This window comes from Streptomyces sp. NPDC054834 (assembly GCF_053611185.1).
Map to the genome: position 1 here is coordinate 155,409 of NZ_JBSGZV010000011.1, position 24,954 is coordinate 180,362.

Annotated in this window: 26 protein-coding genes and 1 pseudogene; 6 read left to right on the plus strand and 21 right to left on the minus strand. The window is 69.0% G+C overall.

Features of this window, described 5'->3' with window-relative positions; genetic code table 11:
* Positions 1-379: 379 nt before the first annotated feature.
* The 4 genes from ACWGJM_RS17635 (at position 380) to ACWGJM_RS17650 (ending at position 4,059) form a co-directional block, all read left to right on the plus strand.
* Positions 380-574 (plus strand): hypothetical protein, encoded by a 195-nt coding sequence (locus ACWGJM_RS17635; RefSeq protein WP_453412587.1) that lies wholly within the window; start codon positions 380-382, stop codon positions 572-574.
* Positions 571-834, plus strand: coding sequence for a hypothetical protein (locus ACWGJM_RS17640; protein ID WP_453412588.1), 264 nt, complete (start codon positions 571-573; stop codon positions 832-834). Before ACWGJM_RS17635 ends, ACWGJM_RS17640 begins: the two co-directional genes overlap by 4 nt.
* A gap of 28 nt (positions 835-862) precedes the next feature.
* On the plus strand, positions 863-1,642 hold the full coding sequence (locus tag ACWGJM_RS17645) for a hypothetical protein (protein WP_453412589.1): 780 nt from the start codon (positions 863-865) through the stop codon (positions 1,640-1,642).
* 2,261 nt (positions 1,643-3,903) lie between these two features.
* Positions 3,904-4,059, plus strand: coding sequence for a ribbon-helix-helix protein, CopG family (locus ACWGJM_RS17650; protein WP_453412590.1), 156 nt, complete (start codon positions 3,904-3,906; stop codon positions 4,057-4,059).
* 80 nt (positions 4,060-4,139) lie between these two features.
* Here the strand turns inward: ACWGJM_RS17650 and ACWGJM_RS17655 are convergent, their stop codons facing one another.
* Entirely contained in the window at positions 4,140-4,442 is a 303-nt protein-coding gene (locus ACWGJM_RS17655) for a hypothetical protein (protein ID WP_453412591.1), read from the minus strand.
* Positions 4,443-4,583: 141 nt separating this feature from the next.
* Between ACWGJM_RS17655 and ACWGJM_RS17660 the strand changes: the two genes are divergently transcribed.
* The gene (locus tag ACWGJM_RS17660; protein WP_453412592.1) at positions 4,584-4,811 is read left to right on the plus strand and encodes a winged helix-turn-helix domain-containing protein; all 228 of its coding nucleotides are present in this window, start codon (positions 4,584-4,586) and stop codon (positions 4,809-4,811) included.
* A 55-nt stretch (positions 4,812-4,866) separates the two neighbouring features.
* Here ACWGJM_RS17660 and ACWGJM_RS17665 read toward each other — a convergent pair.
* The 15 genes and pseudogenes from ACWGJM_RS17665 to proS all read right to left on the minus strand — a co-directional run.
* Positions 4,867-5,610, minus strand: a pseudogene (locus ACWGJM_RS17665) (magnesium chelatase domain-containing protein); the annotation flags it as partial.
* Between the two features lies 1 nt (position 5,611).
* A complete protein-coding gene (locus tag ACWGJM_RS17670) occupies positions 5,612-6,001 on the minus strand; it encodes a YraN family protein (RefSeq protein ID WP_453412593.1) in 390 nt (129 codons plus the stop codon).
* 88 nt (positions 6,002-6,089) lie between these two features.
* Positions 6,090-6,398 (minus strand): DUF2469 domain-containing protein, encoded by a 309-nt coding sequence (locus ACWGJM_RS17675; protein ID WP_003965949.1) that lies wholly within the window; start codon positions 6,396-6,398, stop codon positions 6,090-6,092.
* A 56-nt stretch (positions 6,399-6,454) separates the two neighbouring features.
* Entirely contained in the window at positions 6,455-6,979 is a 525-nt protein-coding gene (locus tag ACWGJM_RS17680; RefSeq protein WP_453412594.1) for an NUDIX hydrolase, read from the minus strand.
* A complete protein-coding gene (lepB, locus tag ACWGJM_RS17685; protein WP_453412595.1) occupies positions 6,969-7,748 on the minus strand; it encodes a signal peptidase I in 780 nt (259 codons plus the stop codon). The genes ACWGJM_RS17680 and lepB (ACWGJM_RS17685) overlap by 11 nt, the downstream gene beginning before the upstream one ends.
* A gap of 58 nt (positions 7,749-7,806) precedes the next feature.
* The gene (gene lepB / locus ACWGJM_RS17690) at positions 7,807-8,796 is read right to left on the minus strand and encodes a signal peptidase I (protein ID WP_453412596.1); all 990 of its coding nucleotides are present in this window, start codon (positions 8,794-8,796) and stop codon (positions 7,807-7,809) included.
* Positions 8,687-9,778, minus strand: coding sequence for a signal peptidase I (lepB, locus tag ACWGJM_RS17695; protein ID WP_453412597.1), 1,092 nt, complete (start codon positions 9,776-9,778; stop codon positions 8,687-8,689). The genes lepB (ACWGJM_RS17690) and lepB (ACWGJM_RS17695) overlap by 110 nt, the downstream gene beginning before the upstream one ends.
* The gene (gene lepB / locus ACWGJM_RS17700) at positions 9,771-10,469 is read right to left on the minus strand and encodes a signal peptidase I (protein WP_453412598.1); all 699 of its coding nucleotides are present in this window, start codon (positions 10,467-10,469) and stop codon (positions 9,771-9,773) included. Before lepB (ACWGJM_RS17700) ends, lepB (ACWGJM_RS17695) begins: the two co-directional genes overlap by 8 nt.
* 45 nt (positions 10,470-10,514) lie before the next feature.
* Positions 10,515-10,865: a 50S ribosomal protein L19 gene (rplS, locus tag ACWGJM_RS17705; protein WP_030612790.1), complete on the minus strand. Its 351-nt coding sequence runs from the start codon at positions 10,863-10,865 to the stop codon at positions 10,515-10,517.
* A gap of 135 nt (positions 10,866-11,000) precedes the next feature.
* Positions 11,001-11,834 (minus strand): tRNA (guanosine(37)-N1)-methyltransferase TrmD, encoded by an 834-nt coding sequence (gene trmD, locus ACWGJM_RS17710; RefSeq protein ID WP_453412599.1) that lies wholly within the window; start codon positions 11,832-11,834, stop codon positions 11,001-11,003.
* Entirely contained in the window at positions 11,834-12,403 is a 570-nt protein-coding gene (gene rimM / locus ACWGJM_RS17715; RefSeq protein ID WP_453412600.1) for a ribosome maturation factor RimM, read from the minus strand. The genes trmD and rimM overlap by 1 nt, the downstream gene beginning before the upstream one ends.
* An 81-nt stretch (positions 12,404-12,484) precedes the next feature.
* The gene (locus ACWGJM_RS17720) at positions 12,485-12,724 is read right to left on the minus strand and encodes an RNA-binding protein (RefSeq protein ID WP_005479813.1); all 240 of its coding nucleotides are present in this window, start codon (positions 12,722-12,724) and stop codon (positions 12,485-12,487) included.
* 5 nt (positions 12,725-12,729) lie between these two features.
* On the minus strand, positions 12,730-13,149 hold the full coding sequence (gene rpsP, locus ACWGJM_RS17725; RefSeq protein ID WP_453412601.1) for a 30S ribosomal protein S16: 420 nt from the start codon (positions 13,147-13,149) through the stop codon (positions 12,730-12,732).
* 285 nt (positions 13,150-13,434) lie between these two features.
* On the minus strand, positions 13,435-14,037 hold the full coding sequence (locus ACWGJM_RS17730; RefSeq protein ID WP_132855956.1) for a hypothetical protein: 603 nt from the start codon (positions 14,035-14,037) through the stop codon (positions 13,435-13,437).
* 269 nt (positions 14,038-14,306) lie between these two features.
* Positions 14,307-15,722: a proline--tRNA ligase gene (gene proS, locus ACWGJM_RS17735; RefSeq protein WP_453412602.1), complete on the minus strand. Its 1,416-nt coding sequence runs from the start codon at positions 15,720-15,722 to the stop codon at positions 14,307-14,309.
* A gap of 199 nt (positions 15,723-15,921) precedes the next feature.
* Here proS and ACWGJM_RS17740 point away from each other — a divergent pair, with 199 nt between their 5' ends.
* Complete coding sequence (locus ACWGJM_RS17740; protein ID WP_453412603.1) at positions 15,922-16,755, plus strand: methyltransferase domain-containing protein; 834 nt, start codon at positions 15,922-15,924, stop codon at positions 16,753-16,755.
* Between the two features lie 58 nt (positions 16,756-16,813).
* On the opposite strand, the gene ftsH is transcribed toward ACWGJM_RS17740, so the two are convergent.
* From ftsH to ACWGJM_RS17765, 5 genes are all read right to left on the minus strand, one after another.
* Positions 16,814-18,757, minus strand: coding sequence for an ATP-dependent zinc metalloprotease FtsH (gene ftsH, locus ACWGJM_RS17745; RefSeq protein ID WP_453412604.1), 1,944 nt, complete (start codon positions 18,755-18,757; stop codon positions 16,814-16,816).
* Positions 18,758-18,852: 95 nt separating this feature from the next.
* Positions 18,853-20,406: a signal recognition particle protein gene (gene ffh, locus ACWGJM_RS17750; protein ID WP_453412605.1), complete on the minus strand. Its 1,554-nt coding sequence runs from the start codon at positions 20,404-20,406 to the stop codon at positions 18,853-18,855.
* Positions 20,407-20,496: 90 nt separating this feature from the next.
* Positions 20,497-22,944, minus strand: coding sequence for a [protein-PII] uridylyltransferase (locus ACWGJM_RS17755; RefSeq protein ID WP_453412606.1), 2,448 nt, complete (start codon positions 22,942-22,944; stop codon positions 20,497-20,499).
* A 35-nt stretch (positions 22,945-22,979) separates the two neighbouring features.
* On the minus strand, positions 22,980-23,318 hold the full coding sequence (locus ACWGJM_RS17760; protein ID WP_030990174.1) for a P-II family nitrogen regulator: 339 nt from the start codon (positions 23,316-23,318) through the stop codon (positions 22,980-22,982).
* Positions 23,315-24,658, minus strand: a complete 1,344-nt coding sequence (locus tag ACWGJM_RS17765; protein WP_453412607.1) for an ammonium transporter — start codon at positions 24,656-24,658, stop codon at positions 23,315-23,317. The genes ACWGJM_RS17760 and ACWGJM_RS17765 overlap by 4 nt, the downstream gene beginning before the upstream one ends.
* Positions 24,659-24,954 lie beyond the last annotated feature (296 nt).

Below are 24,954 nucleotides of genomic sequence, written 5' to 3' on the forward strand. Positions count from 1 at the left end.
GTACCTGTCCTAGCTGTCCTACCCGTCCACCACACCCGCTGACCAGCGCAAACACCGTGGACAGGTGCTGTCCCTGGCCTGGACGGCTGAGGCGCCCTGTCCACCTACCAGTTTTGGTATGTGACCCCGGCCGGCTCGCCGGAGAAAGCAGCGATGACCGAATACGCCAGAACCTACACCCTGCCCTACCTACTCGCGCTGCTGACTGTGATTCAGCTTGCGCTCATCAACCGTTGATCGGAGATCAAATGCCCTCCCCTGCCGACATGCCTAGGCGCATCATTTCCGCTGCCGTCTTCAGCGACAATCTGACAACGCTCGCTGTCCTGCGCCTGTACGCGCTGTCTGAGACTGCGCCGACTGTTGAGGAGAACGACTAGTGATTACGCCTGCTGCTATGCCTGGTGCCCGGCTTTCTCCCGCTGGCGCTGTTGCCAAGCTGATTACTGAGTTGGCGGCTATCGCTGATGATGGCGCCGCAATCGATCTGGACGTGTGTGAATCCGTCGCCAACCTCACTACTGCTTATGCCTCGCTGCTGAGTGCGCAGGCCGATCGAAAGGCTTCCCGATGACTGTCGACCTTGATTCGCTGGAGCGCCCCTCGGGCGTCTTCCTGGCGGAAGTGGTCGAGTACCTGTTCAGGGATGACCCTGATGACTTCCGCGTCTTCAATCACATGCTGGCTGCGGTGAACGGCTACTTGGTCGCCAACAATGTACGGCCGATCGGAAACCGCGCGCTGACTGCTGTTCTGGCTGACCTGGGTTACGCAATCGAGGCAGGTCGGGTTCTGGGCCTGACTTACTCATGGAAGCCCGCCAACCGGAACTGACTGCTACCCCACCTGAAAGGAAATTACCATGCCTGAGACCATTTCTGCCGTTGACCTACTCGTCACTCTGCCGGATGAGTTCCTGCCCGCTGATGTCATCAAGGCCAACGATGCCCGTGATGCCGCCCTGGACGCTCTAGAGGACTTTGAGGCGGAGCACGCCGACGCTCTCGCCGACAATTGGGCTGAGCGTGCGGAGGCTGCTGACATTCAGGCTGCCGTTGCTGCTGTGTCGGCTGGCAAGACGCATGCGGACGTATTGAAGCTGCCGAGCAAGGTGGATGAGGTGCGTGCGCTGCGTCCGAAGCTGACTGCCATTCAGCGGAAGTTGGCCGGCGATGTGCGGGTGGCTGAGGCTGAGCTGGTGCGCCGCTATAACGCGTGCGTTGCTGGTCTGCTGCCGGGTGCCCACCGGCGCCTAGACGACGCTGTACGGGCCGCTGAGGACGCGTACGCCGCATACCTGGCTGCTCGGGATGCTGCCGGTATGGCCATGGGGCAGATCACCCACATTCGGGACCGGATCAATGGGGGCCGTTCGGATGCGCCTTTCGCTGGTGCTGTGTATCGCGCCGATGGCCTCGATTTCATTTCCAGCGACAGCATGGGGCAGCTACGCGAGGCTGCCGGTACCTATTCCGCTGGGGACTTCAAGCCTAATCCTGAGGTGGACATTATCGGCCCGTCCGGCGTGGTGCTGACCCTGCCACTTGACCGGGCTGAAGCGCTGGTTACGTCTGGCAGTAATGACATCCGGTACGTCGACCCTGGGGCCGTTGAGGCGCTGCTCGCTGAGGTGAATGCCTGATGCCACGTCCTGATAAGTCGCGCATGACGTCCGCTCAGCTTGTTGCGTACCGCAAGGCTGGCGGGAATGTGACCGCTGATGATCTGCTGAATGCGATGGAGCGCAGCAGGGCCACTGAGGTTGAGGCAGCAGTGCGATACGAGAACGGGCAGCTAACGCGTGATGCGCTGGCTGGTATGAGTCCTGCGGAGATTGTCAAGGCCAAGGCTGATGGCCTGCTTGATGCGCTTCTAGGTCGCCAGTCTGCCTAGCTGAATGGGGAACCCTGGGTTGCTGCGCAAGCTTCCTGGGGTTCCCTGCTGATTGGAGATCTCATGGTGCGTATCCGCGTGGGCGCGTTCTATTACGTGTTTTGGGACGGGCGTCAGTACAACGGCGGGGCGGTGCTAGACGTGCCTGAGCCTGTTGCGCTGAGGTACTTCCAGCTTGGTCACGCGTCACCAGTGGATGGCGATTGGCGGGGCGTTATCCCGTCGCTGTCTGCTCCTCGTGAACCTAAGCGCACGTCTGCTGCTGTGTGTCCGTGTGAGCCTGGCAGTAAGCCAAAGGGTCTGAGGCGCAGCACCTATCAGCGCTGCCCTGTCGACGGGTGCCAGTGCCTTACCTGGCGGGGTAAGTGCCGTGCCCATGCGCGTACGTCGAGTGTGACCGGCCGTGAGTATGGGACTGGTCACCGCAATGTGTCGGCAGACCTGCGCCGGAAGTGGGAGAAGGTACGCCGTGCCTATCTCGCTGCTCACCCGTACTGCGAATGCGAGGAGTGCGCGAGGCTGCCTGCGCTGCTGCGTCCGGACGCTATTGAGGTGGACCACAAAGACGGGTTGGGTTTGCTCGGGCCCAAGGCTTTCGAGTGGGACAACTTGCAGTCGATGACCAAGGCTCATCATTCGCGTAAGACAGCGGGTGAGTCGTTTGATCATTAGGTCACGCGCTGTGTCTGAATTCCGGTGACCCTACCGGCAGGGGCCCCCCAATCGGCTAGGGGGAAAGAGACGCGGGGGAGAGTTCCGCCTGGTGCGCTCGGGGAAAAATACGCGCCGTGTCCAAAAACCTTGTGTCCATCACACACCGCTACCGAAAGGAAGTCACTCACAGTGGCTAATTCTGAGAACCTGCGCCGTGGCCGTTCTGCCCCTGGCCAGCGACGCACGACCCTACCCGCTGAATGCACGCTCCCCATTCCTCTGCCACCTGCCCGCGCGGAATCCTGGACCGATGACCAGATAGCCCGCTGGGCCGAATTGTGGCGTGGCCCGTCAGCGACGCTATGGGACGACGCTTGCCGTGGAATGGTCGCGCTGCTCGTAGAGCTTGAGGCACTGGGGACGAACGTGAATGCAGCCCAGCTAACCGAGGTTCGCCGCATTTCCGAGACTCTTCTACTCACTCCCGGCTCGCTGTCTGCCGCCGGTTATGCGCTGGAAGGTTGGCCAACATGAGTCAGTCACGACGCCGAGCAGCAGCCGCACAGCAGAGCGCGGAGCAATTCAACGATCGGCGCCCCAAGTTCGGACCCTGGAATGAGCGAAATTCAGAGGGCTGGACCATCTGTCAGAAGCACGATTACGGCGTGACGCCGGGCACCACCTGTCTCCGCTGCCGCCTAGGGAGTGATGACAGCTGAATCGCCATTCAGTAGCCCAGCTAGCCCGTTATGCCGCCCTACTCGCTGCCATGGTCATCAGTTTTGCTACGCAGGTTCACCTAGCCCGGACACACGGTGTGCCTGGCTGGCCGTCATACGCCGTTCCCGTGGCCGTCGACCTGTACCTAGTTTGGGCTGTCCGGTCACGGCGTGATGTGGCGCTGGCCGTGGCAGTTGCCGTGTCCGCGAATGTGGCCAGTGTCCTTACGTCGGAATCCCTGTCCGCTGTCGACACGTGGGTATCCGCAGCGCTGCACGCCGTATTCCCGCTAACCGTCTGGCGGATGCATCGGGCAGAAAGCCCTGAGCGGCCGTCTGGGCGCCCGGTAACGCCCCCCGAGGGAACTGGGACCCCTGAGCCGGCTGAGCCCTCCCAGAATGGGGCACGGAGCCTTTCCGATAGCTGGCCGCCGGATGACCTGTGGGCCGATTTTGAAGACAGCGCGCCGGACGAAACGCCGGTCACCCCGCCTACTGCTGAGGACGTACGAGCGGCCGTGTCCGTTCTTGAGTCCCGGAATGGCCGACCCGTGACCGGCCGGATGGTGGCTGACCACTTTGGGGTGTCCGAGCGCACCGGACGCCGTTACCTACAACTTGCCGAGGAGGCAGCAGCATGACCATTCGCCGTATCCGAGTCCGACTATGGGAGTCCGAGTTCGAGACTCTTGCCCGACTCGCCGAGGAGTCCGGCCGGACGTTCAATGACGTGATGCGCGATGCACTGCGCCTACACGCCGAGGACTACAACGCCGCTCAGACGGCCGAGTAGGCACAGTTAGGGCCCCAGTGCCAACCGACCGGAGTTCGCCCGCCACGGTGGCTCTGGGGCCCTTTCTGCGTCTCTGGGGCCTACTCGCTGCCGAGCCGTTCACCGCGCATGTGTGCCACGTCAAGGACGTCCGACAGACACTCAGCGATGCGGCGCAGCATGAACACGGCTTCCTGCGCGCTGAGTCGTGCTTCCGGCCCGTACATGGGCTGCACCAGAGCCAGGACCACGGTCGCGTTGGTCAGGTGCTGCTCTTCAATCTGATCCGCCATCAGACCCAGCATGTTGTTCGGGTCGTCAGTCGCGAGGAACGCTGGCTTCCCAGTGTCTGTCTTCCAGGGCAACCGGCGGAGGCGGGTAGCCGCTTCGGTAGTCTCGCGCATAGGACACGCTCCGTTCGTGTCTCAGCCCCTGAACTGTCCCAGCCCGGATGGTTCAGGGGCGTTTCTGTTTGCCTCCTCAGACTAGCTCGGTACCTGACTACCTCGATAGCCGAATAGCCGATTACGTCGCAGGCTGACTAGGTGGAGATCAACAGGGCTGAGCCGCACTGGCCACAGGTGGCGGCGGAAATCCGGCGACGTATCGAGAACGGCACCTATCGCGCCGGTGAGCGCCTACCGGGCAGCGTGGCTATTGCTGCTGAGTTCGACGTGTCCCAGTCGACGGCATCCCGAGCGCTGGCCAGCCTCCGCCCTGACGGCCTGGTGTACGTGGTCAGCGGACGAGGCTACTTCGTTTCGGGCACATAAGCCCAGGTCAGAGGGTGTGTGCTGCCCTACTGGTACTCTTTCTCCTTCGATGTGTACCGGCGCCGGGCGGTCCTTCCAGGAACAGGTGGTGCCCGCCGGCCGCGGCCACCTCCACCGCCGTGCGCGCCGAGGTCTGGCCCACGACGTCGGCGAGGTCGTGGGCGAGCTCGTGCTGGGCGGCGCCGAAGCTGTGCATGCCGGTGGCCGCACCCGTGCCGGGCACGCGCAGACCGGCCAGGAGCGGGTCGGGGCGTCCCGGGTCCTCCGGTTCCTCCTCGGGTACGGGTTCTTCCGCCAGGACGGCGATCAGCTGCCGCAGGCTGCGGATGCCGAGCACCGAGACACCGGGCACCAGGGCGGCCTCCGCGGCGGCGCACTCCGGGACGACCACCTGCTCGTACCCGGCGTCGGCCGCGGCCAGCACGGCGGGCAGGATGCCCCGGACCGGGCGGACGCGGCCGTCCAGTCCCAGTTCCCCGATCATCACGATGTCGGCGAGGACCCGGGGGTCGATCCGTTCGGCGGCGCCGAGCACCGCGCAGGCGACGGCCAGGTCGAAGCCGCTGCCGGCCTTGGGCACGGAGGCCGGACTGAGGCCCACCGTGAGTTTCTTCTGCGGCCACTCGCCACCCGAGTTCACGACCGCCGCCCGCACCCGGTCCCGGCTCTCCGTCAGGCTCTTGTCGGGCAGGCCCACCAGGGTGAACGCCGCCACGCCCGGTTCCAGGTCGGCCTGGACCTCGACCACGACTCCCTCCACGCCCACCAGCGCCACGGAGCACGTACGTGCGAATCCCATGTCAGGCCACCCCCCGTGCGTGCTCGACCACGGGTGCGCCGCGGTCGGGGAGCAGCACGCCGACGAGGTCGATGCGGACGCCTCCCGGTGGGGCGCCTCCGTGTTCCTGCGTCCAGCGCTCCGCCAGCCCGCGCAGGCGCTCAGCCTTGGCCGGCGTGACCGCGGCCATGGGGTGTTCGAAGGCACCGTTCCGGCGGGTCTTCACCTCGCAGACCACCAGGACGTCGCCGTCCCGGGCCACGATGTCGATCTCACCCGTCCTGCCGCAGCGCCAGTTGCGCTCCAGGACGGTCATTCCGGCCTCGCCCAGCCGCCGTGCGGCCAGGTCCTCGCCGTACTTCCCCATCGCACTGCGTTGCGCGTTGCGTGGTTGCGCGTCTCGTGTCCTCATGTCGGCACCACCTCCGGCGCCAACGATGCGGGCAGATCAGCGAGCTATTGGATCTTGGTGGAGGAGTGCGCGGTTGTGGACAACTCCGTCACCCGCCCGGGAGCTCCAGGTCGCTCTTGTTCAGCTCCTCGATGTTCACGTCCTTGAACGTGAGCACGCGGACCTGCTTCACGAAGCGGGCCGGCCGGTACATGTCCCAGACCCAGGCATCCGCCATGGACACCTCGAAGAAAACCTCACCCTGGACCGAGTGCACCTGCATCTCGTAGTCGTTGGTGAGATAGAAGCGCCGTTCGGTCTCGATCACATATTTGAACAGACCGACGACATCGCGGTACTCCCGGTAGAGCTTGAGCTCCATCTCGGTCTCGTACTTCTCGAGGTCCTCGGCGCTCATGGCATGTTCCCCTTCAGCCGTGCGATCCCACCATTGTGCGCCAGTCCCGCGGGCCCCTAGACGATTTCCGGGTCAAGGGTCACGGGCCTGGCCGGGGGACCTTCGTCGAGCAGCCTGCCAAGGAGCTCGGCGAGTCTGGTCGGATACACCGTCTCATGTGCCCGGGTCAGTTCCCGGCACGTCCACCAGCGTGCTCCCGCGACGCTGCGCCGCTCCAGTTCGGTGAGGGCCGTCGCGCGGGTCGCGGTCTGGGTCGTACGGGCGAGGTAGTACCACTCGTCCTGGTCCCAGCGGCGGCCGGCGAACGGGAAGGAGCACATGCGCCGCCACAGCACCGGGCCGAGTTCGACCTCGGTGATCCCGGTCTCCTCGGCGAGTTCCCTGAGCGCGGCCTCTTCGCGCGTCTCGGCGCCCTCCAGTCCGCCGCCCGGGGTGAACCACCAGTCGTCGGCCGGGTCGTCCGGCTCGTGACCGTGCAGCAGCAGGATGCGGTCGTCGGGGTCGAGCAGGACCACCCGGGCGACCTTGCGCAGGCCGCCGCCGTGGGAGTCCACGCCCGGCTCCACGGTCTCAGCCGGCACCGACGGGCTCCGTACGGGCCCGGGAGCGCCCGCCGAACAGTTTGGCGATCGGGCCGTAGGCTCCGCCGCCCAGGATGAGCACGGCGCCGCCGACGATCAGTAGGACGATCGTACGCAGCGGGCCGGGCTGGGAGAGGGCACCGAGGGTCTCGAAGCCGGTGGGGCGCTTGAGCATGCCGTTCATGGGCCAGACGACGGCGTCGACACGGGCGGAGACGGCGCTGCGGGCGACCGTGCCGCTGGCGGCGTCGGTGAGGTGGGCGGTGGAGTCCAGGGAGTTCTGGCGCTCGTCGCCGAGGAGGAAGAGCCGGCCCTCGGGCACGGTCACCGTCGGGATCTTCTTGTCCTCGGCCAGGCTGCCCTTGGGCAGGTACGGCTCGTCGATCTGCTTGCCGTTGACGGTCAGCTTGCCGTCGGTGCAGCAGGCGACGGTGTCACCGCCGACCGCGACGACGCGCTTGACCACGTTGGCGTTCGTCACCCAGCTCTTGTCACGGAAGACCACGACATCGCCGCGGCGCACCTCACCGCCGTCGACGCGCTGGGCGAGCACCCGGTCGCCCGCGGCGATCGTCGGCGACATCGAACTGGTGGGCACCGTGTACGGCCGGTAGACCACCGCCGCCCAAGCGAATCCCCCGAGGAACAGCACCAGGCCCAGTGCCACGGCCACCCCGGACAGCCGCTGTCCGAGCCGGCTGCCCACCTGTGCCGCTCCTGTGCTCCCGCCGCTGCGCGGGACCGTACGCGTCGTGCTCTCGCCACCCATGGACCCGCACCCTACCCGGCGGTACCGAAAGGGTGCAGCCCCTCTTTCCCGGCCTTGGTCAGCTCTTGCGCTTCCGCCGCCACACCGCCACCGGAAGCACACCGGTCAGGGCGATGGCCTGCGGGGCCACCGTGAAGGATCCGGCGGCCGAGGACTGCTGGTCGAGGCCCGACTGGTCGAAGGTGTCGGGAACCGGCAGCGTGCCCCAGCGGTTGATCGGCCAGGCCTTGACGATGGCGCGCCCGACGACGTCCTTGACCGGGACCATGCCGTGGTACTTGTCGTCCTGGTTGTAGCGCGAGTCGCGCGAGTTCTGGCGGTGGTCGCCCATGACCCAGACGTAGCCCTTGGGCACCTTGACCTTGAACTGGCCGCCCTGGTCGTCGTCGGTGCAGGGCGTGTTGCCGGCGTAGACGTACGACTGCTCGTTCAGCGCCTTGCTGTTGACCGTCAGCGGGCCGGTCCCCTTGCACTCGACCGTGTCCCCGCCGACCCCGATCACACGCTTGATCAGGTCCTTCTCCTCCGCCGACGGCATCAGGCCGATCCAGCTGAGGACCTTCTGCACGGCGTTGGGCTCGGGCGTCGGCTCGCCGGCCAGCCACTGGCTGGGGTCGTGGAAGACGATGACCTCGCCGCGCTCGGGCTCGGAGCCGAACCAGGGGGTGAGCTTGTCGACGAGGACCCGGTCGCCCTCCTGAAGGGTGTTCTGCATCGAGTCGGACGGGATCGAGAACGCCTGCACCAGGAACGTCTTGATCAGCAGGGCCAGCACGAGCGCGATGCCGATCAGGATCGGCAGCTCCTTCCAGAAGGAGCGCGCCTTCCTGGGAGCCGGCGTCGGGCCACCAGGGCCCTCCCCCTCGGTCGGGCCCCTGTCCTCGGTCGGGCCCTGCGGCTCGCCCGGCTCCGCACCGTCGCCTTGGCCCGCCGGGGAGTCATTCCCGGAGGTCACGGCGTCGTCCGCGCCGGCGGTCGCGTCCACGGGGCGTCCGCGGTTCTCCTCGCCGTCGTGTCCGGACCGTGCGCCAACCGCCACATCCCCCACGCCAACTCCTCACTCTGTGCCGCCGCCTGCCCCATACGCGGTGCAGGCCCACCACTCCCATAACGAGCGGAAGTTCCGCAGGGCTCGGGAGTGGCATCGTTCCGTTGGGATCGTCGGTGACAACCCTATGCGACAGCCGCGAGGACGAGGTCGTCGTGGCCCCCGCGTCGGTGACGGAAGAAAAGGTTTGCGGTTCCTTGAGGCTGGTCCAGTGACCCATCGGCCAGCCGATGACCATGGCGCGTCCGACCACCGAGCTCAGGGCGACCGTGCCTCCGTAGCTGGTGTTCTGGTGGTACCGGGAGTCCGCCGAGTTGCCCCGGTGGTCGCCCATCACCCAGAGCCGTCCCTTGGGGACGGTGATGTCGAACGATGACTGGGAGGGGGCGTTGCCCGGATACAGGTAGTCCGTCTCGGAGAGGGGAACGCCGTTGACGGTCACGCGGCCCTGGGCGTCACAGCATTTGACGTGATCCCCGCCGACCCCGATGACCCGTTTGATCAGGTCCTTCTCGTTGTCGGAGGGCAGCAGGCCGATGAACTGGAGGCCTTCCTTGACCTGCTTGACCACCACGGGGTCGTTCTTCTTGGTGGTCTGCTCGTCCGCCAGCCAGCCGCCCGGATCGTGGAACACGACGACGTCCCCGCGTTGCGGCTCGGAGCCGAACCACGGGGTGAACTTGTCGACCAGGACGCGGTCGCCGATCCGGATCGTCTGCTCCATGGAGCCCGAGGGGATCACGAACGCCTGGACGAGGAAGGTCTTGAGCACGAGCGCTATCAGGACGGCCACGCCGACCAGGAGGGGGATCTCCCGGACCGCGCTGCGCCTGCGTTTGCGCTTGACCTTGCGCTGCAACTTGCGCCGCTCCGCACGCGTGCGTCCACCGGACGGCTTGGAGGCAGCGCGGCGGGAGCCGGTGGGCAGCAGGTTTTCGGCGGGGCCGCTGGGCACACCGCGCGGTTTGCCGCGGCTACCCATGGGCACCCTCCGCGGCGGGCACGCGCGCATAGGCGGCGGGGCGCTTCAGGTGCGTGAGACGGTCGGACGGCCAGACGATCCAGTCGGCCCGGCCGATCACGTCACCGACGGGAATCATGCCGCCGCCGGGCGAGCCCAGGTGGTCGCGGGAGTCGCTGGAGTCGCTGCGGTGGTCGCCCAGGACGAAGAGCCTGCCGTCGGGCACCACGACGTCGAAAGGGACGGAGGACGCGCTGTCCCCGGGGTAGAGGAACGCCGTCTCGTCGACCGACCGGCCGTTCACTTGGATCTGCCCCTCCTTGTCGCAGCAGACAACATGGTCTCCCCCCACACCCACAACGCGCTTGATGTAGTCGGCGTGCCCGAAGTACCCGGTGCCGTCGAACACGACCACATCGCCACGTCGCGGCTGGGCACCGAAACGGTACGCCAACTTATCTACGAGAACGCGGTCCCCGATCCTCAATCCCTGTTCCATGGATCCGCTGGGAATTTGGAATGGCTGAACCACGAACGCGTTGAGGAGAAGCAAAAACACCAGGCAGACGAAGAGGGTGAGGGTGATCCACCCGCCCGGCAGCCAGTCGGTGATCCGCGACACCAACGCGAAACGCGACCGTTCCTCCGTGCCCCTGGTGTGGTCGGGGCGGGAGGAGCGGTCGCGCTCCGTCGGCTGTGCTTCGGTGTCCATCGAGGCCAGATGCTATCCGGCCTCGCTGTGACGTCCGGGAGGCGCTCAGCTCTCGCGCTTCTCCTTGATCTTCGCCGCCTTGCCGCGCAGCTCGCGCAGGTAGTACAGCTTGGCGCGGCGCACGTCACCGCGGGTGACGAGCTCGATCTTCTCCACGATCGGGGTGTGCACCGGGAAGGTGCGCTCGACGCCGACGGAGAAGGAGACCTTGCGGACCGTGAAGGTCTCGCGGACACCGGAGCCCTGACGGCGGATCACAACGCCCTTGAACTGCTGCACACGGGAGCGGTTGCCCTCGATGACGCGGACGTGGACGTTGACGGTGTCACCCGGGCGGAAGGCCGGGATGTCGCTGCGCAGCGACGCGGAGTCGACGGAGTCGAGCAGGTGAGACATTTCGTCTGCTTTCTTCGCTGATGCCACAGGTCATCAACGGGAACTAGGTGTTCACAGGGGGTGCTGCGCGGGTCGGGGCGGACGTCGTGTCCCCCTGTGGCAGGGGCGCACACCGGACGGACGCACAACAGCGGCCTATTCTTCCACGCCCTCGGTCCTGCGCCAAAATCGGCCGTACGGTTCACCCTCCGGGTCGGGGGCCCAGCCGAGGATGGACAGCATCTCGCGGTCCTTCTTGTCGAACGCCTTGGGATCGCAGCGCTCGATGAGGTCGGGCCGGTGGGCCGTCGTGCGCCGCAGCGCCTCGTCCCGGCGCCAGCGGGCGATCCTGCCGTGGTGGCCGCTGAGCAGCACGTCCGGGATGTCGCGGCCGCGCCACAGGGGCGGCTTGGTGTAGACGGGGCCTTCCAGGAGGCTCGCCATCGCGCCGGGCGCGAAGGAGTCGTCCCGGTGGGACTCGGCGTTGCCGAGGACACCGGGCAGCAGCCGTGCCACTGCCTCGGTGATGACGAGTACGGCCGCCTCGCCGCCGGCCAGGACGTAGTCGCCGATGGACACCTCGTACACCGGCATCCGGGTGGCGTACTCGTCGATGACACGCCGGTCGATGCCCTCGTAGCGGGCCGGGGTGAAGACCAGCCAGGGGCGCTCGGACAGTTCGACGGCCAGTTCCTGGGTGAAGGGACGGCCGCTGGGGGTGGGGACGATCAGCGCGGGGGCTCGGGAGCCCGTCTCGTAGCCGTCGGCGAGGACGGTGTCGAGGGCGTCGCCCCAGGGCTCGGTCTTCATGACCATGCCGGGGCCGCCGCCGTACGGGGTGTCGTCGACCGTGTTGTGGCGGTCGTAGGTCCACGCGCGCAGGTCGTGCACGTGCACGTTCAGCTGTCCACGCGCGCGTGCCTTGCCGACGAGGGAGACGTTCAGCGGTTCCAGGTACTCGGGGAAGATCGTGACGACGTCGAGGCGCATCAGGCATCGTCCCCGGAGTCCCCGGAGTCCCCGGAGTCCTGGGAGGACGCGATCTCGGCGCGGTCGTCGATCAGACCCGGCGGCGGGGTGATGACCGCGCGCTGCTCCTCCAGGTCGATCTCGGTGACGATCTCCGCGACGAACGGGATCATGACCTCGGTCCCGTCGGGGCGCTCCACGATGAACAGGTCCTGGGTGGGCAGGTGCGAGATCTCGGTGATCCGGCCGACCTCCGTACCGTCCTCGGTCACCACGTCGAGGTCGACGAGCTGGTGGTCGTAGTACTCGTCCTCCTCCTCGGGGAGCTCGTTCGGATCGACCTCGGCGATCAGGAGGGTGTTGCGCAGCGCCTCGGCGGCGTTGCGGTCGGCGACGCCCTCGAAACGCAGCAGGAGCCGGCCGCTGTGCACCCGGCCGGTCGCGATGGTGAGCGGCCCCGCGGAGGCGGGGTCCGTGGTCAGTACGGCACCGGGTCCGAGCCGGAGTTCCGGCTCGTCGGTACGGACCTCGACGGTGACCTCGCCCTTGATGCCGTGGGCACGGCCGATCCGTGCGACTACCAGCTGCACTGTGCTTGCTCTCCTGTCATACGACTGCGGGCCGGGGACGGCCCAGTGGCCCTCCCCGGCCCGAGCCGGTGCTGCGAAACGTCAGCGGACGTGGTCCACGTCGACGAGGTCGACGCGGACACCGCGGCCGCCGATGGCACCCACGACGGTGCGCAGGGCGCGCGCGGTGCGGCCGTTGCGGCCGATCACCTTGCCGAGGTCGTCGGGGTGCACCCGGACCTCGAGCACCCGCCCGCGGCGCAGGTCGCGCGAGGCGACCTGCACATCGTCAGGGTTGTCGACGATGCCCTTCACGAGGTGCTCAAGCGCCTCTTCGAGCATGCTGCTCAGGCCTCGGTCGACTCGGACTCAGCCGCGGCCTCGTCCTTCTTCTCAGCCTTCTTCTTCTGGGTGATCGCCTCACCCTTGCCCTCGTCGTCACCGCCGAGAGCCTCGAACGACGGACGCGTGGCCTTCGGCGCGGCGACGAGCAGCGGCGCCGGGGCGGGCTCGCCCTTGAACTTCTGCCAGTCGCCGGTCTTCTTCAGGATGGCGAGCACGGGCTCGGTCGGCTGCGCGCCGACACCCAGCCAGTACGCCACACGCTCGGCGTCCACCTCGATGACCGACGGGTTGTAGGTCGGGTGGTACTTGCCGATCTCCTCGATGGCCCGGCCGTCACGGCGGGTACGGGAGTCGGCGACGACGATGCGGTAGTGAGGCGAACGGATCTTGCCCAGACGCTTCAGCTTGATCTTGACTGCCACGGGAGTGGATTCTCCTGGTTTTGACGTGGTTGGGCACGGCGGTGCTGCCGCGTGGGGTTGCGGTACCCGAGTGCCCGACGGACGCGTCAGCCGGAGGAGAGAGGGGTCCTGTGCGGCTGTCGAGTACAGCTAGCCATTGTGCCATACCTGGCGGGTCGTTCTTGGCCGAGGGTGGGGAGGGCTCGCTCGGGCATGCCTGAGGGGCACCCGGCGCGGAGGTGAGGTACGTCGGGTGCTCGCCCGGCGGGGAGGGCCGGGTCACGGCTGCCACGAGCAGCCGCGACCTCAGCTCGCCGCCGCCCCCACGACTTCCGGGATCCGGAACGGCTTGCCGCAGCCGCCGCACACGATCGGGGCCTGGGCCAGGACCGAGGGCACCACCCGGACGTTGCGGCCGCAGTCGCAGACCGCCTTGACGCGGACGCCGCCGCCGGAGGAGCCGTGGCGGGCGGCCGGGCCGCGGAACGTACGGGAGGTGTCGGCGGAGGTCGCCGCCGTGTGGGCCTTCAGGGCGCGCTGAAGGCGCTCGATGGTCGGCCGATAGCGCCGCTTCGCCTCGGGATTGAGCGTGACCAGCGAGAAACCGCTGCTTGGGTGCGGCTCGTCGGGGTGGTCCAGGCCCAGCTCCTCGGCGATCGCGAGGAATCGGCGGTTGTGGTAGCGGCCGGCGCGGGAGGTGTCGCGGACTCCGCGCGCGGCGGCGATGCCGTGGACTGCTTCGTGCAGCAGCCGCTCGAAGGAGAGCTCGTGACCGCAGGCGGACGACGACTCTCCGATCAGGGACTCTGGCGCGGCAAGGTCCGGCAGCTCGGGGTGGTACCGCTGAATGTCGGCCCACGCCTGTGCCAGCTCTGCGGCGAGAACAGGTGGTGTCTGTGTCGTGCTCACGTAATGACAACGAGCCTGGGTGCCGCTGTGTTCCGATTCCGGGCCATCCCAAATAATTTGCACGTACCCGTCAGTTGCCACCGATGCGTCCTGACGAGGGCGGGTGCGCTGATCTGCGGAGAAGCCGCACAGCTCCTACCAAGCCGGTGCGTAGCCTGACGTACGGCCACGTACGGCCCGGCGCGTAGATGATGTCCCCGCACCGGGTCGCCCGGATCCGCACGTGCGCAAGAAGCGTTTCGGTCGCTCTCCCGCCGAAAGGGCGCTACTCAGTAAGCGCGCGCGACGATCGCGGTGTTACCCGGGGCGTCCTCGTCGTCCGGCACGGACCCGTCCGCGGCGACCAGACACCGTACGGTCACCGCGTGCTCGGCCAGTTCGGCCTCGCCCTCAGCGCCGAGCGTCGCCCACGGGATGCGCGCCCAGCCGCCGGCACCGACCGCCTCCACGGCCTCCGCGGTCGAGGACACGTCCGAGGTACGGGACTCGCGGCGCTCGCGGGACTGCCGCAGCAGCAGCGCCTGGTCCTCCTCCAGCAGCGTCGGGAGGACCTCCGCGAGCCTGTCGATCGCCACCGGCTCCTTGCCGCCGGGGATGCGGCGCGCCAGCATCGCGGTGCCGTTCTCCAGGTCCCGGGGACCGACCTCCACGCGCGCGGGCACGCCCTTGAGCTCCCAGTCGACGGCGCGGCGGCCGAAGGGGGTGTCGATGCGGTCGTCCACCTGGACGCGCAGGCCGGCCGCCTTCAGCCGGTCGCCGATCTCGCGGACCTTGGCCAGAACCGCCTCGTCGCCCTTGATCGCGAGGACGACGACCTGGACCTGCGCCAGGCGCGGCGGAACCCGGAGGCCGTTGTCGTCACCGTGCATCATCACCAGCGCGCCGATCATGCGCGTGGTCGAGCCCCAGGAGGTCTGCCAGACCAGCTCCTGCGTGCCGTCCTTGGAGAGGTACGAGGTGTTGAAGGCCTTGGCGAAGTTCTGGCCCAGCTCGTGGCTGGTCGCCATCTGGAGGGCCTTGCCGTCGCCCATCATGCCTTCGAGCGTGAGGGTGTTGATGGCGCCCGCGAACCGCTCCTTGGCGGTCTTGCGGCCGGGAACGACGTCCATGGCGAGCACGTTCACCATGAAGTCCTCGTAGACCTCGCGGTGGATGTGAGAGGCGAAGTCGCGGGCGTCCTGCTGGGTGGCGTGCGCCGTGTGGCCCTCCTGCCACAGGAACTCCGTCGTGCGCAGGAACAGACGCGGTCTGAGCTCCCAGCGGACCACGTTCGCCCACTGATTGATCAGCAGGGGCAGGTCCCGGTAGCTCTGCACCCACTTCGAGAAGTAGTCGTTGATGATCATCTCGGAGGTGGGCCGGACCACCGCCGGCTCCTCCAGCTCCTTGCCACCGCCGTGCGTGACCACCGCGAGCTCGGGCGCGAACCCCTCGACGTGGTCGGCCTCCCTGGTGAGGTACGACTGCGGGATCAGCAGCGGGAAGTACGCGTTCTGGGTGCCCGTCTCCTTGATGCGGGCGTCCATCTCCGCCTGCATCCGCTCCCACAGCCCGTACCCGTACGGTCGGATGACCATGGTGCCGCGCACCGGACCGTTGTCGGCCAGTTCGGCCTTGTTGATCAGATCCTGGTACCACCGGGGGAAGTCGTCCGCCCGCGGTGTGAGAACGGGTGCCTTGGCCATGGCGAGATGGTACGGGCTCACGTTGCGGGGATGTGAATTCTCGCCACTGGCACAGGGAAGGCACAAGGAGGGCCCCACTAGCACTGGACGCCGCCGCGAGCCGGGAGTTACCTGACATACGTGGAAGGTGCGAGCGCACGGCACGGGGGCCACGTAACGGGGCACAGCGGCAACTCTCTGCGGATTGGGGCGCTTACCTATGACACCTACGCTCGTGCGGCAACACCTGTCTCACGCGGGATCGGCTCCCCACGTGAACCTGTGCGCACGCGCGCGTGACTGGTCCGAGATTCAGGAGCGGATGCTGGTCCCGCTCTACGAGGCCGTCTACGAGCGACTTGAAGTGGGCCCCGGCACACGGCTGCTGGGCCTCGGTTGCGGCTCCGGACTCGCCCTGCTGATGGCTGCCTCCAGAGGGGCCGCAGTCGCCGGCGTCGACTCCTCCCCCGAGCGACTAGCCCTCGCGCGGCAACGCCTCCAGCCGGACGGCTGGACCACGCGCGCGCGTGCCCGGACCCGGATCGTCGCCGGCTCACTCCGGGACGCGGCCGACGCGGACACCCCCGCCTACACACTGGTCACCGCCTTCGACCCCGTGGGGTCCCTGGCGGCCGGCTGCGAGGACCTCGGCGAGCTGCTCGCCGAGGCGACCCCGCTCGCGGCGCGCGGGACGCCCGTGGTGCTGGCCGGCTGGGGCCCGCAGGAGCGCTGCGCCACGTCGGCGGTACTGCGGGCGGCCACCCGGCCCGCCCAGTGGCGCCCCGCCCTGCGCGACGAGCTCGAGGAGGTCGCCCAGCGGGCCGGGCTGAAGCCGGACGGCTCGGGCCGGGTCGCCTGCCCCTTCGGATACGCCGACCTCGACAGCGCCGCCCGCGGCCTCATGTCGACGGGCCTGCTCGACACGGCGGTCGCCGCGGCGGACCGGGACCGGGTGGGCAAGGAGCTGGCGGAGGCGCTGCATCCGTACCGGCGGGGGGACGGCACCGTGTGGATGCCGAACATCTTCCGCTACCTGATCGCCCGCGTGCCCTAGGCCGGGGTCGGCCGAGGGACCGGAAGCGCCCGGGGGGGGGCCGGGGTCGCCCGCGTCCTCAGCGGGGCTCCCCGTCCTTCGTCAGACGGGTGATCCCGGCGATCCGGTAGGCGTCCGCCTCCTCCAGCGTCTCGTGCTCCAGCAGCGCGTGGGCGAGGGCGTCCAGCCGCCCGCGGTGGTCGAGCAGTTTGCGGGACGCCTCCTCGTAGCACTCGTCGACGATCCGCCGCATCTCGCCGTCGATCACGTCGAGGGTGTGCGGGGCGGCGGCGAGCCCGTACGCCTGCTGGGCGTCGCTCGGGAGGGCGGAGAGGCGGCCGACGCGTTCGCTCATGCCCCAGCGGGCCACCATCCCGCGCGCGATGTTGGTGACCTGTTCGAGGTCGTTCTCCGCCCCCGTGGTGACGACCCCGTAGACCACCTCTTCCGCCGCCATGCCGCCCAGGGCGCCGATGATGCGGCCGCGCAGGTACTCCTCCGAGTGCGCGTACCGCTCCACCTCGGGGGTCGACATGGTCACCCCGAGCGCCCGGCCGCGCGGCACGATGGTGACCTTGCGGACGGGGTCGGCGCCGGGCTGGAGCATGCCCAGGAGGGCGTGGCCGCTCTCGTGGTAGGCGGTGCGGCGACGGTCCTCCTCGGGCATGACCAGGGTGCGTTCGGCGCCCAGCTGCACCTTCTCCAGGGCCTCCGAGAGCTCGGACTGGGTCACCTGCTCCTGTTTGCGCTTGATCGCGAGCAGTACGGCCTCGTTGGCGAGATTGGCCAGATCCGCACCTGTCATGCCCGGGGTGGTGCGGGCCACCTGGGTCAGGTCCACCTCGGGGGCGAGCGGTATCCCGCGGGTGTGGATCCGCAGGATGGCCTCGCGTCCGCCGCGGTCCGGCGGGGAGACGTTGACCACCCGGTCGAAGCGGCCGGGCCGGGTCAGCGCCGGATCCAGGATGTCGGCGCGGTTCGTCGCCGCGATGACGACCACGCCCTCCGAACCGGAGAAGCCGTCCATCTCGGTGAGGATCTGGTTCAGCGTCTGCTCGCGCTCGTCGTGGCCGCTCACCGAGGCGCCGCCGCCCCGGGCCCGCCCGATCGTGTCGATCTCGTCGATGAAGATGATCGACGGGGCCACCTTGCGCGCCTCGCCGAACAGCTCGCGGACGCGGGAGGCGCCGACGCCCACGATCATCTCGATGAACTCCGAGGCGGAGGCCGAGAAGAACGGCACGCCCGCCTCACCCGCCACGGCCCGCGCCAGCAGGGTCTTGCCGGTGCCCGGCGGCCCCGCGAGCAGCACGCCGCGCGGCATCTTCGCGCCCATCCTGCGGTAGACGTCGGGGTGCTCCAGGAAGTCGACGACGTCGTCCAGCTCGCCCTTGACCTCGTCGATGCCGGCCACGTCGGCGAACGTGGTGCGCTGGGTGCCGGGCCGGAGCTCGACCGGCCTCGGTGGCGCCTTGCGGCCGAGCATGCCCCCGGCGCCGCCCAGGCCGCCCGCGCGCAGCCGCCGTGCGAAGAAGATCCACACCGCCGCCAGGACCACCAGCGGCGCGAGGGAGAGCAGCAGGTTGGACAGCAGGCTGCGCTGCTGCACCACCGGCTGCGCGGTCACCGTGACGCCATGGTTGCTCAGGCTCCGCCAGAGGTTGTCGTTGGCGAAGGCCGGGCGCTGCGTCTTGAACTTGGTGTACTGGCCGCCGCCCTCGGGGTTGCCGCGGGCGCTCTTGAGCTGCCCCTGGATCGCATCGCCCTTGGAGTAGATCTTGGCGACGTTGCCCATGTCGACCTGCCTGCTGAACTCCGTGTACGAGATCGTCGGCTCGTTGCCCTGGCCGAGGTAGTTCAGCCCCACGTACGCCAGCAGGAAGACGATCACCGCGGTGACGGCCAGCCCCCACCATCGGCCGCGCGGCCATCTGCTGCCGGGCCGCCGTGGTGCCTCGTCCGGGGTGCCCTCGGTGCGCCACGGACGGTCGGGGACCCTGGGGGGTGGCCCGGCGTTGCTCATATCTGGACGTTACGGCACACAGCGGGCCATGGCACGCGCTGAGGGCGCCCCTTCGCGGAAGGGGCGCCCTCAGTGGTGTACGGCGTGGGTGCGTGTCAGCCCATGAACTTCTTGAACTCGTCCGGCAGCTCGAAGTCCTCCCCGGCCTGCTGGCCCGGCAGGCCGAAGGCGCCGGCGCCCTGGGCTCCGGCGGCGCGGCGGGCGGCCGCCTCCTGTTCCTGCTGCTTGCGCTTCATCGGGTTGCCGGAGCGCTGCTTGCCCTTGGCCTGCTTCGGCTGCTTCTTGGTCCGGCCGGGGCCGCCGCCCATGCCCGGGATCCCCGGCATGCCGGGCATGCCGCCGCCCTGGGCCATGCGGGACATCATCTTGCGGGCCTCGAAGAACCGCTCGACCAGGCCCTTCACCGCGCTGACCTCGACACCGGAACCCTTGGCGATACGGGCGCGGCGCGAGCCGTTGATGATCGTCGGGTCCTGGCGCTCGCCCGGGGTCATCGACTTGATCATCGCGGCGACGCGGTCGACCTCCCGCTCGTCGAGGTTGTTGATCTGGTCCTTGATCTGCCCCATGCCGGGCAGCATGCCGAGCAGCTTGCTGATGCTGCCCATCTTCCTGACCTGCTCCATCTGGGCCAGGAAGTCGTCCAGGGTGAAGTCCTGGCCCTTCTTGGACGCCAGCTTGGAGGCCATCTTCTCGGCCTCTTCCTGGCTGAACGTCTTCTCCGCCTGCTCGATCAGGGTGAGCAGGTCACCCATGTCGAGGATGCGGGAGGCCATCCGGTCCGGGTGGAAGGCGTCGAAGTCCTCGAGCTTCTCGCCGTTCGACGCGAAGATGATCGGCTTGCCGGTGATCTGGCGGATCGACAGGGCCGCACCACCGCGGGCGTCGCCGTCGAGCTTGGAGAGCACCACGCCGTCGAAGCCAACGCCGTCGCGGAAGGCCTCCGCGGTGTTGACCGCGTCCTGACCGATCATGGCGTCGACGACGAAGAGGATCTCGTCGGGGCTGACGGCGTCGCGGATGTCCGCGGCCTGCTGCATCATCTCCTGGTCGATGCCCAGGCGGCCGGCGGTGTCCACGATCACGATGTCGTGGACCTTGGTCCGCGCGTGCTCGATGGAGTCCTTGGCGACCTTCACCGGGTCACCGACGCCGTTGCCCGGCTCGGGCGCGTACACCGCGACACCGGCGCGCTCGGCGACCACGCTGAGCTGGTTGACGGCGTTCGGCCGCTGGAGGTCGGCGGCGACCAGCAGGGGCGAGTGTCCCTGCTCCTTCAGCCACCGGCCGAGCTTGCCCGCGAGCGTGGTCTTACCTGCGCCCTGGAGACCGGCGAGCATGATCACGGTGGGCGGCTGCTTGGCGAAGCGCAGGCGCCGGGTCTCACCGCCGAGGATGGTGACGAGCTCGTCGTTGACGATCTTCAGCACCTGCTGGGCGGGGTTCAGCGCCCGGGAGACCTCGGCGCCGAGCGCCCTCTCCTTGATGTTCTTGATGAACGTCCGCACGACGGGCAGCGCCACGTCCGCCTCGAGGAGCGCGATGCGGATCTCGCGGGCCGTGGCGTCGATGTCCGCCTCGGAGAGCCGTCCCTTGCCGCGCAGGTTCTTGAAAGTCGCTGAGAGGCGATCGGAGAGAGTATCGAACACGGCGGCGTCGGTCCTCGGAGTCGGGGGCAGTCTGAGCGTCTTCCAGGGTATCCGGCCGCGCAAGACAATCGTCCCCGCCTGTCCAGAAGGTCACGCCCGCAGTGCCTCCTCCAGCGCGCGCGCCACCGAAACCGCCTCCTCTCCCGGCAGCGGTGCCCCCTTGGGCGCGGTGACGTAGAAGGCGTCGACGGCGTTGGATCCCAGGGTCGACACATGCGCGCTGCGCACCCGTACGCCCGCATCTTCCAGTGCCTGTCCGATCCGGAACAGCAGCCCGGGCGCGTCCTGGGCGCGGACCTCGATCACCGTGGCGTGGTGGGAGGCGGCCGGGGCGACCGTGACCCGCGGGGGCGGGGCCACCCGGCCGCGGCGGCGGGGGTAGGCGGCGTCGCGTTCGGCGAGGCGGGCGGCGATGCCGAGGCTGCCGTCGAGGGCCCGTACGAGATCGGCGCGCAGCCGGGCCGCCTGGGGCAGGGAGCCGTACTCCGCGGCCACCCGCCAGTTCAGGAGCAGCACCGAGCCCTCCTCGAAGCCGTCGGGCAGGTCCAGTGCGCGGAGTTCCGCGGTCCGGACGGTCAGGCGGTGCATGGCGAGGACACCGGCGACGGCGGGCAGGACGCCGGGCTGGTCCGGTACGGCGATGACGAGCTCCACGCCGAGGGGCTCGGGTTCGCCCGGCGGTTCCTCGCCCGGCGGCTCGGTCTGGGCGCGCAGTGCGAGGACCGGCCCGCCGGTGCGGAAGGCCTCGACGGCGAGCCGCTCCTGTTCGGCGGTGGGCGCGGCGGCCTCGGGCTCGTCGAGGGTGTCGCCGGCGAGGACGGCGGAGACCCGCTTGACCAGGTCGGCGACGAGGGAGCCCCGCCAGGATGACCACGCGGCCGGGCCGGTGGCCAGCGCGTCCGCCTCGGTGAGGGCGTGCAGCAGCTCCAGCGTGCTCTGGGTGCCGACGGCCTCGGCGACCGACTGGACGGTGGCCGGATCCTCCAGGTCGCGCCGGGTGGCGGTCTCGACGAGGAGGAGATGGTGGCGTACGAGGGCGGACAGTACGGCCACGTCGGAGCGGTCGAAGCCGATCCGGGCCGCGACGTCCTTGGCGATGATCTCGCCGGCCACGGAGTGGTCGCCGGGCCAGCCCTTGCCGATGTCGTGCAGCAGCGCGGCGACGAGGAGCAGGTCGGGGCGGCTGACGCGGCGGGTCAGCTCGGAGGCGCGGACGGCGGTCTCGATCAGATGCCGGTCGACGGTCCAGAGGTGGACGGCGTTGCGCTGCGGGCGGCAGCGGACCCGCTCCCAGTCGGGCAGGAGCCGGGTGATCAGGCCCTCGGCCTCCAGTGCCTCCCAGACGTCCACCGTCGGGCGGCCCGAGCCGAGCAGCGTGACCAGCTGCTCGCGCGCCTCCGCGGGCCAGGGCGAGGGCAGCGGGCGCACATTGGCCGCCATGCGGCGTACGGCGTGCAGGGAGAGCGGGAGGCCGGCCTGTGCGGCGGCGGCCGCGGCACGCAGCGGCAGCACCGGGTCGCGTTCGGGTCGCGCGGCGCGGGCGAGCACCACCTCACCGTCCTGCTCCACGACCCCCTCGGCCAGCGGAGACCGCTCGGCGACCGGCTTGCCGCCGCCCAGCATGGCGCGCAGGCGCGGGCGTACGGCGCGCGACCGCAGCACGCGCCCCACTTCACGCCAGGTGACGTCGCTGGCGTAGGAGATGACCCGCGCGGCCTCGTACACCTGGCGCAACAGGGTGTCGGCGTCGAGCAGGCCGAGCTCGGCGGCCACCTGGTCCTGCTCCTGCAACGCCAGCCGGTCGGTGGCCCGGCCCGTGGTCAGGTGCAGGGCGTCCCGTACGTCCAGCAGGCGCCGCCGGGCGTCCGCGAGGCCCTCGCGCGGGGCGTCGGCCAGCCAGGAGGCGGCGACCGCGCGCAGGGCGGTGGCGTCGCGCAGGCCGCCCCTCGCCTCCTTGAGGTCGGGCTCCAGCAGGTACTGAAGCTCACCCTGTCGTTCGGCGCGCTCGGCGCACAGTTCCTGGAGTTCGGGGAGACGTTTCGGCGCCTGGTTGCGCCAGTCGGCGAGCACCGCCGTGCGCAACCCGGCGGTGAGGCCGAGGTCACCGGCGAGATGGCGGGCGTCGAGGAGGCCGAGCTGGACCTTGAGGTCCTCGCCGGCCGTCTTGCGTGCCTCGGCCGCGGTGCGCACGGAGTGGTCGAGGGCGAGGCCGAGGTCCCAGACCGGGTACCAGAGCCGGTCGGCGAGGGCGGCCACCGCCTTGGTGTCGCCGCCGTCGTGCAGCAGGAGCAGGTCGAGGTCGCTGCGGGGGGACAGCTCGCCGCGCCCGTAGCCGCCGACGGCGACGAGGGAGACGCCCCCCAGTCCGTCGGCCGCCGCGGCGAACAGCCCCGACAGCCAGTCGTCGGTCAGCTGGGCGAGGGCGGCACGGCGCGGCGGCCCGGACCGCGCCCCGTCACCGAGGAGGCGCAGCCGGGCCGCCGCGTAGCCGCTGGGTCCCGAGTCATCCGCTTCGTTCCGCACATCCGTACTCGTCACCCAGCCGCTCCTGACTGTATTCAGATGGTTCTGTTCTACAGCGCGTCCGGGCCGCGCTCACCGGTCCGCACCCGTACGGCCGTCTCGACCGGCAGGGACCAGACCTTGCCGTCACCGATCTTGCCGGTGCGGGCCGCCTTGACGATGACCTCGATCAGCTGTTCGGCGTCGTCGTCCTCGGCCAGCACCTCGATGCGGATCTTGGGCACCAGGTCGACGGTGTACTCGGCACCGCGGTAGACCTCGGTGTGGCCCCGCTGACGACCGTAACCGCTCGCCTCGGTGACCGTCAGTCCGTGGACGCCGAAGGCCTGGAGGGCCTCCTTGATCTCATCGAGCCGGTGGGGCTTGACGACGGCGGTGATGAGCTTCATGCGTCCACCTTCTTGCTCTGCGGGGCGGCGGCCAGGCCCGAACCGGCGACGGATCCGACGACACCGCCGCCCGCGCCGCTGAAGTCGTATGCGGTCTCGGCGTGCTCGGCCTGGTCGATGCCGGACACCTCCTCGTCCTCCGTGACCCGCATGCCGATGGTCTTGTCGAGGAGGAAGGCGAGGACGGCGGAGACGATCAGGGAGTAGGCGAGTACCGCGAAGACACCGGCGCACTGCTTCCAGAACTGGTCCAGGCCGCCGCCGTAGAAGAGGCCCTTGACGTCGGACTGGCCCTTGCCGCTGGCGAAGAAGCCGATCAGCAGGGAGCCGATGATTCCGCCGACCATGTGGACACCGACGACGTCGAGGGAGTCGTCGTAGCCGAACCTGAACTTCAGGCCGACGGCCGCGGCGCAGGCGACACCGGCGATGACGCCGACGGCGATCGCGCCCAGCGGGGAGACCGCACCACCGGACGGGGTGATGGCGACCAGACCGGCGACCGCGCCGGAGGCGGCGCCCAGGGTGGTGAACGCGCCGTGGCGGATCTTCTCGTAGGCGAGCCAGGCCAGCATGGCCGCGGCGGTGGCGATCTGGGTGTTGACGAACATCAGCGGGCCGACGCCGTCGTCGTTGCCGAGCCAGGAGCCGGCGTTGAAGCCGAACCAGCCGAACCACAGCAGACCGGCGCCGAGCATGACCAGCGGGAGGCTGTGCGGGCGCATCGGGTCCTTCTTGAAGCCGACGCGCTTGCCGATGACGAGGATCACGCCGAGCGCCGCGGCACCCGCGTTGATGTGGACCGCCGTACCACCGGCGAAGTCGATCACACCGAGCTCGTAGGCCCAGCCGCCGGTGCCCCAGACCCAGTGGGCGACCGGGAAGTACACGATCGTGGCCCACAGGACGAGGAAGAGGGCCCAGGCCGAGAACTTCACGCGGTCCGCGAGGGCGCCGCTTATCAGGGCCGGCGTGATGATCGCGAACATCATCTGGAAGACGGCGAAGACGAACACCGGGATGGTGTAGCCGGGCCAGAGGTCCATCTTGTCGATGCCGGCCCAGCCGAAGTAGTCGGAGGTCCAGCCGATCAGCGAGCCGTGGTCCGTACCGAACGACATGGAGAAGCCGTAGAGCACCCACAGGATCGTGACGATGCCCATGCTGATGAAGCTCATCATCAGCATGTTGAGGGTGCTCTTGACGCGGACCATGCCTCCGTAGAAGAAGGCAAGGCCCGGTGTCATGATCAGCACCAGGGCGGAAGCAATGAGCATGAAGCCTGTGTTCGCGGCAGACAGCTTGGGTGCCTCCGCGGCAAGCGTGATGGCTGGTGCCATCGGCGTCTCCTCGTCGATTGGTACGGCCCCGTGCGGGCGAAGCCTTGAGCGGTCCGGTCAGTGAGGGGTGGGCCGGTTATGCGCCATGAGATTGGCGCAGCGCGGTTTCGGTGGAAGCCCCTCGTTGTTTCGCCGGGGTGACGAAGACGCCCTGTGTGTTACGCGTCAGTGAATTGCCGGATGCCGGTTGCGCCGATCGTTATCGTGGCGCAACCTTCGGCGCACGCGGCCGCAACCATCAATTGAGGAACCCCGACGGCGAGCAACCACGTCCGCGAGAGCGGCGCCGGTTTAGG